Below are 8,659 nucleotides of genomic sequence, written 5' to 3' on the forward strand. Positions count from 1 at the left end.
CAATAGGCCAATAAATAGACTTTGTCACTCTAAACAAGACCGCAAATATAATACCGCCGCCCATATATACGAAAAAGTCTGTCAAGACCCAACCATAATTACTGATATGTAAGATTGAAAATAATGCAGCCGAACCAAGTACATCTAGTCCCCATTTTTTCCCTTTTTCCAAGGCCGTCATCACCAATCCACGATAAATCATCTCTTCAAAAATGGGACCTGCAATCACAGGATAGAAAAAATACATCAAAAATGCCGTAGCGCCTGTAAAAGTCGGAGCAGCGAGTTGGTAAGCAAGTCCATTTTGAGTAGGTGGGAATAGGAAAAATTTAATGAAATTCCAAATAAATAAAGCAAGAAAAGCTAAAAAAGAATAGAAAAGATAGGACCCTTTAAATTTTCTACTGTTGATTTGTTGCCATTTTCCTGCCCCTACCATAAAAATAAAAACAAGCAGAACCACAAGAAAGTTCAACATCATATCCGAAAAATAATAGCCAAATTTAGATAGACCAGCAGCAAAGTCGCTGTATAAAACTAGACCACTGAACTCCTGGTAAGCTATGACCAGTAGCATGGCTACAAAAAAGTAGTAGCGTGAGATTATCTTTTTCATATTTCACCTTTCTAAAATCCAAACACCAATAAGCTGACGATAATTAAAAAGCTATTCCACAAGATGTGGAGTGCCATTGACCAATAAATTGAACGTGTATAACAAAAGAGCATACAGAGTATCAGACCTGCTCCTGCATAAACGATGAAGTCTGTTAACACCCATCCATATTGTAAAACATGGATGAGACTAAAGAGTGTGGAAGAAATGATGACGTCAATATAGTATTTTTTAAATTTAGATAGGGCTGTCATCAGAAGTCCACGGAAAACTAACTCCTCAACTATCGGAGCAATGAGACTACCATATAAAATGCGCGTTATAAAGTAACTAATTCCTGTCAAATTAGCTGCTTCTTTCACAATTGCACTCCCATTTTGCGTACTAGGAAAGATCCGAGTCGTTGTATTTACCCACAAAAACATCAACATAAAGGAAAGAAAGAAGATACCCAGATAGGACCAACGAAACTGGAATCGACCGTACTCTTTCCAACGTTGACTCTTTACAAGAATGACAGTAGCAACAATTCCCTCAATTACTATCAATAAAATTTGCATCCCATAAAATCCAAAATCGGATAACTGGTTCACTGAGTCTAATTTTGCTACAAGATTAAAAATCAAGTAATAGGACACGAGCACTAAAATGGTCTCTAGATAAAATTTCGTTTCTTTCCTTTTCATAGTTGATCCTTTTAAGTTTTATTTGCGTCTTCTTTCAGCCAAACCTACCCAGAGTCCTTTCATCCAATCAAAAGCTCCGTAAGGGCTTGGTCCAATACCTCCGCCTCCCCAAATCGGTAAAGCAATTCCACCACCATTGCCTGGATTAACCACAAGGTTTCCTCCATAAACTGTCTCCAACTCCACTTCTGTTAGTTCCATTGTTTCTGCAAATTGTAAATTCAACATTATTTACACTCCTTCAATTATTTTATTCGTAAACCACTTCCGCGACCTAGGATTTGCTATATATGGACAGTATAACACGAAAACTTATATATTTTAGAAAATCGCATATTTGACATTTTTTCTGATGGCAATTTCACATTTGCGATTTCTAGCTAATCAATAAGTGCTTTGTATTGCTGTAAGCGTAATTCAAAAAGGGCTGTTAATTGTGGATTTTCTAATATTTGCAGAGATTGGATAAAGTGTTCAATCTCTTTTTGATTGCTTCCCTTGGTCTGAAGGAAAACACTCATTTTCTTTAAAAACTGCCACAGTAATTTCTCAAAAACATCATACGGGCGAAGCATACTCTCCAACTCGGCTTCAAAGATTGGGATGTAAGAGAAAAGTTTGCGCTCCATGAGCTCTGAGATGATATTGAGATAACCACCTTTCAAATACAATCGATTGTGCACTAACTCTTTAAATTCCTTGGTTTTTTCAAGCAAAGAGGTCGATAAAAAGATCAGATCTTGATTACTCAAGAAGGGCATAGTATTGCAAAAAATATAGAGTTCAAACCAGGTCCAAGATTCGATAGCATAGAGGTAGGTAGTTAAAAACTCGCTATCCTCCTCTGCTAGTGGGTAGCTTTTATCTAGTGAATGGATAGCATCTTTAATCACAATAGAGTTCAAACGGCGATAAGTCTGCGCCATCTGTTCTTGCTCAATTTCTTTCAACAATTGTTCTAAGCCAGCTATATCTTGATGGACAAAGCGATCCACAATCCTTCTACCAAATCGCATATGTGGAGATTCTTGGTAGTTGTTGAGCTTGTGCCCAAACTCATCAAAGGTCACATTGATCCCTTGGATCGCTAGGATCAACTTATCCGCAGACAGCATGGACTGCCCTAGTTCAAACTTGGATAGCTGAGAGGCTGTTAGTCCAGCACAAGCTACATCTGACTGCTTGAGCTTTCTTGCCAGGCGCAATTCCTTGTAAAATTCTCCTAATTCCTGTTTTTCAATCATAGACAAACTTCCCTTTACTATTCTATTCGTAAAAACTTTTTACTTTTTTAACATATTATAAAATATTTTAGCAAAAAAGCCAGCTCAAAGCTGACTCTTTATTCCATGGTATCAAAAGCGAGACTTGGTTTGGCATTGAGGTCTAAGTCTGCAAAGTTTTCTTTGTTCCACTCACTAACGCTAGCATAGGCAATCATGCCTGCATTGTCTCCGCAAAGTCGCAGGGGAGGAATGATGACCTTGACATCAGTGATTTCGGTTGCTAAGCGTTCTCTGAGACCTTTATTAGCTGCTACACCACCAGCCACAACCAGGGTTTTAACAGGGTATTTCTCCAGTGCCTTCTTGGTTTTTGCCATGAGAATATCCATGACAGCCGCTTGGAAGGAAGCACACAAATCTTCTCTAGACAGCCTTTCTCCTTTTTGCTCAGCATTGTGATGAAGATTGATAAAGGCAGATTTCAAACCTGAGAATGAAAACTCCAGATTATCTTCCTTAATCATGGCACGAGGGAAATCATAAACATCCTGACCTTGATGAGCCAACTCATCAATCTCACGACCTGCTGGATAGGTCAAGCCCATGACACGGCCGACCTTATCATAGGCCTCACCAACCGCATCATCTCGGGTCTCTCCAACAATCTTGTAGTCACCAGCCTCAGACACATAGACCAACTCTGTGTGCCCACCACTGACTAAGAGGGCTAGCAAGGGAAACTCCAAGGGTTCCACACTTTGAGCCGCCATGAGGTGGCCAGCCATGTGGTTCACAGGAATCAAAGGAAGGCCATGCGCCCAAGCAAAAGCCTTGGCAGCTGATAAACCAACTAGCAAGGCTCCGACCAAGCCTGGTCCATAAGTAACCGCAACAGCTGTCACGTCCTCTTCGGTAATTCCTGCTTCTACTAGTGCCTCCTCGATACAGGCTGTAATGACCTCGACATGGTGACGGCTAGCTACTTCTGGTACTACGCCCCCAAAACGTTTGTGGCTCTCAATTTGACTGGCAATGACATTGGACAAGAGCTCATCGTCGTTTTTCAAGACGGCGACACTAGTCTCATCACAGGATGTCTCGAATGCTAAAATATATCTATCCTTCATCTATTTCTCTCTTCATGATAATGGCGTCCTCAACTGGATCATGGTAATAGGCCTTTCTCTCAGCGATGATCGTCATATTTTCTTTCTTGTAAAATGCTTGCGCTCGTTGGTTTGACTTTCTGACTTCGAGAAAAATCTCCTTGTCTATCGGTAATGTTGCAAACAAGGCTGACGCAATCCCCTGACCCTGATAGGCTTTTTTGACAGCGATTTGCAAGACTTCTGCTTCAAAGATATTTTCCTGAACAGCTAGAAAACCTATCACTTCTATCCCATCGTAGGCTAAAGCATACCAGGTCTGGTCTTGGGACAGGTCTGCTTGGATTTGTTCCAGCGTCCAAGGACTGACGGGATACACATCTACCATAACAGCGTAGATGACTTGATCCAAGTCAGGCTGCTGTTGGATTCGTTTAATCTCTATCATAGGCGTTTAATGTAAGACTCGCCCGACTCGGTGTGATTCTTGAGCCAGTTTTCCTCAGCTTCGACACGCTTAAGGTAATTCGGCACAAAATCATGCAAGGAGTCTGCTTCCTTGTCCCAAGCCCAAAGAGCAAGATTAGCTGCATTTGGCAAGGTTTCTTGGTAGTTGGCATGTGGCAATTGTTCTTGAATCTGCTCGACAAAGGCACCCACTTCACCAACAAAGGTTACCTGATCAGCATCCTTGACTTTTTCTAACACCTCTTCAAAAGATAGGTGCGCTTCTGGAAAGACTGGCTGGGCATTTTCATAAAATCCTGCATACACATTGTTACGGCGTGCGTCCATCAAAGGGACAACCAAACCTTCCTGCTGGCTCGGTACCAGGGCTAAAAGGCTAGACATCCCAACTAACTCGATGTTCAGGGTATGAGCCAAAGTCTTGGCAGTCGCTACTGCGATTCGCAAACCTGTGTAGCTACCTGGCCCCTCTGCCACGACGATTCGATCCAAATCCTTGGGTGTCAAATCTAGACTACCCATCAAAAAATCGATAGCAGGCATCAGAGTGATACTGTGATTTTTCTTGATATTAATCGTGGTCTCAGCAAGAAGCTGCTTGTCCTCTAAAATAGCTAGAGAAAGAGCCTTGCTGGACGTATCAAAAGCTAATACTTTCATAACACATTCCTATCTTTTTGTCTGTTTACTATTATACTACAAAAGCTGACGCATGGGAATTTTCTTTGTCTTGAAACAAAAATGTCCTGCCAAATTGACAGGATAAGTACTTAAGTATTCAAGCCAAAGTAAAATACAAACCAGACCACATAAGTCACAAGGAGAAGGAAAAACGAATACAGAGTCACGAAGCCAATCTTCCAAAGGAACTTGGTTTTCCGATGCTCTAGCCGAGTATATAAAACATTTCCTCCGTAAACACAGGCAACAAAAATCATAAAAGCTACCAAACGAATGCCGATAGCAAAAGTAAATAGGTTATTCATCTTTCAACCTCCTTGATATGGAAATGTCTCTTATGACTTTATTATAGCACTTGCTTCTGATGTCTTCAAATACTTATATAAGGTAAAATGAAACGTATTTCAAGCTCCTTACTTTCATGTTTCCTGCTTTTACTAATTCCCCTTTTTATGTTATAATTGAAATAATTGTAACGAATCAAGGTCAATAAAGACAAAAAATGAACTGGAATCAAACCAGCTTCAAACAGAGCATTTTTGAATATAGCTGACCTGAAAGAAGAAAGGAAACATATGATTTACAAAGTTTTTTATCAAGAAACAAAAGAACGCAGCCCACGTCGTGAAACAACACGCTCACTCTACTTGGACATCGATGCTAGTTCAGAACTTGAAGGACGTATCGCTGCTCGCCAACTTGTAGAAGAAAACCGTCCAGAATATAATATCGAGTTTATCGAACGCTTGTCTGACAAATTGCTAGACTACGAAAAAGAAACTGGCGCATTCGAAATTACGGAGTTCTAATATGGCCTACACTCTTAAACCAGAAGAAGTCGGCGTTTTTGCCATTGGTGGTCTAGGAGAAATCGGAAAGAACACATATGGTATCGAATATCAAGACGAAATCATCATCGTTGATGCAGGGATTAAATTCCCAGAGGATGACCTTCTCGGTATCGACTACGTTATCCCTGATTACTCTTACATTGTAGAAAATATCGACCGCGTCAAGGCTCTCTTGATTACACACGGACACGAGGACCATATCGGTGGGATTCCTTTCTTGCTTAAGCAAGCCAATATCCCTATCTATGCAGGTCCACTGGCCCTTGCCTTGATCCGTGGAAAACTCGAAGAGCATGGACTTTTACGCAACGCTACACTTCACGAAATCAACCACAACACGGAGTTGACCTTTAAAAACCTTAAAGCAACTTTCTTTAGAACAACCCACTCGATTCCAGAGCCATTGGGAATTGTCATCCACACACCTCAAGGGAAAATCGTCTGTACGGGAGACTTCAAGTTTGACTTTACACCAGTTGGGGAACCTGCAGACTTGCACCGCATGGCAGCTCTAGGTGAAGATGGAGTACTTTGTTTGCTCTCTGACTCGACCAATGCTGAAGTGCCAACCTTTACAAACTCTGAAAAGGTTGTCGGCCAGTCGATCATGAAGATTATCCAAGGTATCGAGGGACGCATCATCTTTGCATCCTTTGCCTCAAATATCTTCCGTCTCCAACAAGCTACTGATGCTGCTGTTAAAACAGGGCGTAAGATTGCTGTCTTTGGGCGCTCTATGGAAAAGGCCATTGTCAACGGGATTGAACTTGGTTACATCAAGGCGCCTAAGGGAACCTTTATCGAGCCAAATGAAATCAAAGACTATCCTGCGGGTGAGGTTCTCATCCTCTGTACAGGTAGTCAGGGTGAGCCAATGGCAGCCCTCTCTCGTATCGCTAACGGAACTCACCGTCAAGTGCAACTCCAACCTGGTGATACTGTTATCTTCTCATCTAGCCCAATTCCAGGAAACACCACTAGCGTTAACAAATTGATTAACATCATTTCAGAAGCTGGTGTTGAAGTCATCCATGGTAAGATTAACAACATCCATACATCTGGACACGGTGGCCAGCAAGAGCAAAAACTCATGCTCCGCTTGATTAAGCCAAAATACTTCATGCCTGTTCACGGTGAATACCGCATGCAGAAAGTTCACGCTGGGCTAGCGGTGGATACTGGCGTAGAGAAGGACAATATCTTTATCATGAGTAATGGTGATGTGCTTGCCCTCACTGCAAACTCTGCCCGTATCGCAGGCCATTTCAATGCTCAGGATATCTACGTCGATGGAAATCGTATCGGCGAAATCGGTGCAGCTGTGCTTAAAGATCGTCGCGATCTATCTGAAGATGGTGTTGTACTTGCTGTCGCAACCGTTGACTTCAAGTCTCAGATGATCCTATCTGGACCAGATATTCTCAGCCGTGGATTTGTCTACATGCGCGAATCTGGTGACTTGATCCGTCAAAGCCAACGCATCCTTTTCAATGCTATTCGTATCGCTTTGAAAAACAAAGATGCCAGCGTCCAGTCTGTCAATGGCGCTATCGTAAACGCTATTCGACCATTCCTTTACGAAAATACTGAACGTGAACCAATCATCATTCCGATGATTCTCACACCAGATGAAGAATAAGAAAAAATTCTCTGAAATCGAATGACTTCAGAGAATTTTTATTATTTCACGACAAGCTCGTAACGAGTTTTGCTGGTGAAAGTTTCACCTGCTTTTAGGATGACTTGGTCTTTAAGGTCACTATGAATAGCATCTGGTAAAGCCTGTGCTTCAAGAGCAATCCCATTGTGCTGAATCATCGGCTGACCAGCGATGATGACACTCTCATCCACAAAGTTTGCTGTATAAACTACAAAGCAAGGTGCTTCTGTCTTAAAGAGTAAGAAACGACCTGAACCCTGGTCATAGAGGAAACCAGCATTATCATGTCCTGCAGGCAGAGCAAATGGATGGTCCAAACCAGATACGAGTTGGATTTGCTCATCTTCTTCTGCAAAGATATCCTTCAACAAGGCACCATTATAGATATGTTTGACCACATCACGATTAGCATCTGGAGCTTTAGCTGGAACACCATCAGGAGCAATTGGATAAATCCCCTCTGTATTCAATTGGAATACATGGCGGTCAACTGTCTGCGTGAAATCACCAGATAAGTTAAAGTAGCTATGGTTAGTTGGATTGACCAAGGTATCCTGGTCTGTCGTTACCTTGTAACTAACTTCGTAGGCACCACTTTCTTCCAAGTTGTAGCTAATCCAGATCTTAAGATTTCCAGGGAAACCTCCTGTCCCGTCTGCTCTTTCTGTGTAAAGAGTCAAACCATTATCATTCACTTCAACTAGCTCAAACAAGCTAGAATCCCAACCAGTTGAGCCACTGTGGTTACAGTTGCTAGCATTGTTGACTTCAAGATCATAGGTCTTACCATTAAGTTCGAAAGTCGCTCCTGCAATACGACCTGCAACTGGACCTACACTTGCTCCATGTTTAGGGCTATTTCCCACATAGCTTTCAAAATCGTCAAAACCTAGGATAACATTGGCAAAATTTCCAGCCTTATCTGGAGTTACATAGCGTAGAATTGTTGCTCCATAAGTCATGATTTCCAGTTGGTATCCTGCCTCCGTTTCAAAACGGTAAGCGAGGACATCCTTGCCATCAACTTTCCCAAATACACGTTCTGTGTATGCTTTCATCCTTCTCTCCTTTTTCTAATTCAATTAAGTAAACAAACCATAGAAAGCGCATTCACTCTCTATGGTTTTATTTTATGATTTACAGACACCTTTGTCAAGAAACCATAGATATTTTATTAACAAAAGTCGTTTCTTCTATTTCTGATCTATGCTTCTACACGTTCAGTCCATGAAGTAGCTGTTGTTTGAAGTACTTTATTGAGTTCATCAATGTTTTCAAATCCAGTTGTACGAAGCCATTCGCGAGCTGCTGCTTCACCATCTTTGATATAAGCTTCAACTGATCCAGCCCATGTTGCACGTCCAC

11 protein-coding genes and 1 pseudogene are annotated in these 8,659 nt (G+C 41.6%); 2 read left to right on the top strand and 10 right to left on the bottom strand.

All coding sequences use genetic code 11. From position 1 onward, the window contains the following. The 8 genes from HMPREF2837_RS06165 to HMPREF2837_RS06200 form a co-directional block, all read right to left on the bottom strand. Positions 1 to 616 (bottom strand): CPBP family intramembrane glutamic endopeptidase (locus tag HMPREF2837_RS06165; RefSeq protein ID WP_075230733.1); only part of this gene is annotated, 616 nt, incomplete at its 3' end. 11 nt (positions 617 to 627) lie between these two features. Further along, complete coding sequence (locus HMPREF2837_RS06170) at positions 628 to 1,302, bottom strand: CPBP family intramembrane glutamic endopeptidase (RefSeq protein ID WP_075230734.1); 675 nt, start codon at positions 1,300 to 1,302, stop codon at positions 628 to 630. 18 nt (positions 1,303 to 1,320) lie between these two features. Then, complete coding sequence (locus HMPREF2837_RS06175; protein ID WP_049549461.1) at positions 1,321 to 1,530, bottom strand: hypothetical protein; 210 nt, start codon at positions 1,528 to 1,530, stop codon at positions 1,321 to 1,323. Positions 1,531 to 1,682: 152 nt separating this feature from the next. After that, positions 1,683 to 2,546 (bottom strand): XRE/MutR family transcriptional regulator, encoded by an 864-nt coding sequence (locus tag HMPREF2837_RS06180; protein ID WP_049549460.1) that lies wholly within the window; start codon positions 2,544 to 2,546, stop codon positions 1,683 to 1,685. A 98-nt stretch (positions 2,547 to 2,644) separates the two neighbouring features. After that, positions 2,645 to 3,655 carry a tRNA (adenosine(37)-N6)-threonylcarbamoyltransferase complex transferase subunit TsaD gene (tsaD, locus tag HMPREF2837_RS06185; protein WP_049549459.1) on the bottom strand — a complete coding sequence of 337 codons (1,011 nt, stop codon included), beginning with the start codon at positions 3,653 to 3,655 and terminating at the stop codon, positions 2,645 to 2,647. Continuing rightward, positions 3,645 to 4,082 (bottom strand): ribosomal protein S18-alanine N-acetyltransferase, encoded by a 438-nt coding sequence (gene rimI / locus HMPREF2837_RS06190; RefSeq protein ID WP_049549458.1) that lies wholly within the window; start codon positions 4,080 to 4,082, stop codon positions 3,645 to 3,647. The genes tsaD and rimI overlap by 11 nt, the downstream gene beginning before the upstream one ends. Then, the gene (gene tsaB, locus HMPREF2837_RS06195) at positions 4,079 to 4,762 is read right to left on the bottom strand and encodes a tRNA (adenosine(37)-N6)-threonylcarbamoyltransferase complex dimerization subunit type 1 TsaB (RefSeq protein ID WP_049549457.1); all 684 of its coding nucleotides are present in this window, start codon (positions 4,760 to 4,762) and stop codon (positions 4,079 to 4,081) included. Before tsaB ends, rimI begins: the two co-directional genes overlap by 4 nt. A gap of 110 nt (positions 4,763 to 4,872) precedes the next feature. Then, positions 4,873 to 5,088 carry a hypothetical protein gene (locus HMPREF2837_RS06200; protein ID WP_049549456.1) on the bottom strand — a complete coding sequence of 72 codons (216 nt, stop codon included), beginning with the start codon at positions 5,086 to 5,088 and terminating at the stop codon, positions 4,873 to 4,875. A 270-nt stretch (positions 5,089 to 5,358) separates the two neighbouring features. Here HMPREF2837_RS06200 and HMPREF2837_RS06205 point away from each other — a divergent pair, with 270 nt between their 5' ends. Together HMPREF2837_RS06205 and rnjA are read left to right on the top strand one after the other, a co-directional pair. Continuing rightward, positions 5,359 to 5,592: a DNA-dependent RNA polymerase subunit epsilon gene (locus HMPREF2837_RS06205; RefSeq protein ID WP_049549455.1), complete on the top strand. Its 234-nt coding sequence runs from the start codon at positions 5,359 to 5,361 to the stop codon at positions 5,590 to 5,592. Between the two features lies 1 nt (position 5,593). Beyond that, a complete protein-coding gene (gene rnjA, locus HMPREF2837_RS06210; protein WP_049549454.1) occupies positions 5,594 to 7,273 on the top strand; it encodes a ribonuclease J1 in 1,680 nt (559 codons plus the stop codon). Between the two features lie 41 nt (positions 7,274 to 7,314). On the opposite strand, the gene HMPREF2837_RS06215 is transcribed toward rnjA, so the two are convergent. After that, complete coding sequence (locus HMPREF2837_RS06215) at positions 7,315 to 8,352, bottom strand: aldose epimerase family protein (protein ID WP_049549453.1); 1,038 nt, start codon at positions 8,350 to 8,352, stop codon at positions 7,315 to 7,317. Positions 8,353 to 8,498: 146 nt separating this feature from the next. Further along, positions 8,499 to 8,659 (bottom strand): annotated as a pseudogene (locus HMPREF2837_RS10745) (tagatose-bisphosphate aldolase); the annotation flags it as partial.

The organism is Streptococcus sp. HMSC071D03, assembly GCF_001812125.1.
GTDB lineage: Bacteria > Bacillota > Bacilli > Lactobacillales > Streptococcaceae > Streptococcus > Streptococcus pseudopneumoniae_N.

What these genes read in the sequence shown, in the direction of transcription:
- rimI (WP_049549458.1), bottom strand. Translation starts at nt 4,082, where the DNA reads ATGATAGAGATTAAACGAATCCAACAGCAGCCTGACTTGGATCAAGTC.
- HMPREF2837_RS06170 (WP_075230734.1), bottom strand. Translation starts at nt 1,302, where the DNA reads ATGAAAAGGAAAGAAACGAAATTTTATCTAGAGACCATTTTAGTGCTC.
- tsaD (WP_049549459.1), bottom strand. Translation starts at nt 3,655, where the DNA reads ATGAAGGATAGATATATTTTAGCATTCGAGACATCCTGTGATGAGACT.
- tsaB (WP_049549457.1), bottom strand. Translation starts at nt 4,762, where the DNA reads ATGAAAGTATTAGCTTTTGATACGTCCAGCAAGGCTCTTTCTCTAGCT.
- HMPREF2837_RS06200 (WP_049549456.1), bottom strand. Translation starts at nt 5,088, where the DNA reads ATGAATAACCTATTTACTTTTGCTATCGGCATTCGTTTGGTAGCTTTT.
- HMPREF2837_RS06180 (WP_049549460.1), bottom strand. Translation starts at nt 2,546, where the DNA reads ATGATTGAAAAACAGGAATTAGGAGAATTTTACAAGGAATTGCGCCTG.
- HMPREF2837_RS06205 (WP_049549455.1), top strand. Translation starts at nt 5,359, where the DNA reads ATGATTTACAAAGTTTTTTATCAAGAAACAAAAGAACGCAGCCCACGT.
- HMPREF2837_RS06175 (WP_049549461.1), bottom strand. Translation starts at nt 1,530, where the DNA reads ATGTTGAATTTACAATTTGCAGAAACAATGGAACTAACAGAAGTGGAG.
- HMPREF2837_RS06215 (WP_049549453.1), bottom strand. Translation starts at nt 8,352, where the DNA reads ATGAAAGCATACACAGAACGTGTATTTGGGAAAGTTGATGGCAAGGAT.
- rnjA (WP_049549454.1), top strand. Translation starts at nt 5,594, where the DNA reads ATGGCCTACACTCTTAAACCAGAAGAAGTCGGCGTTTTTGCCATTGGT.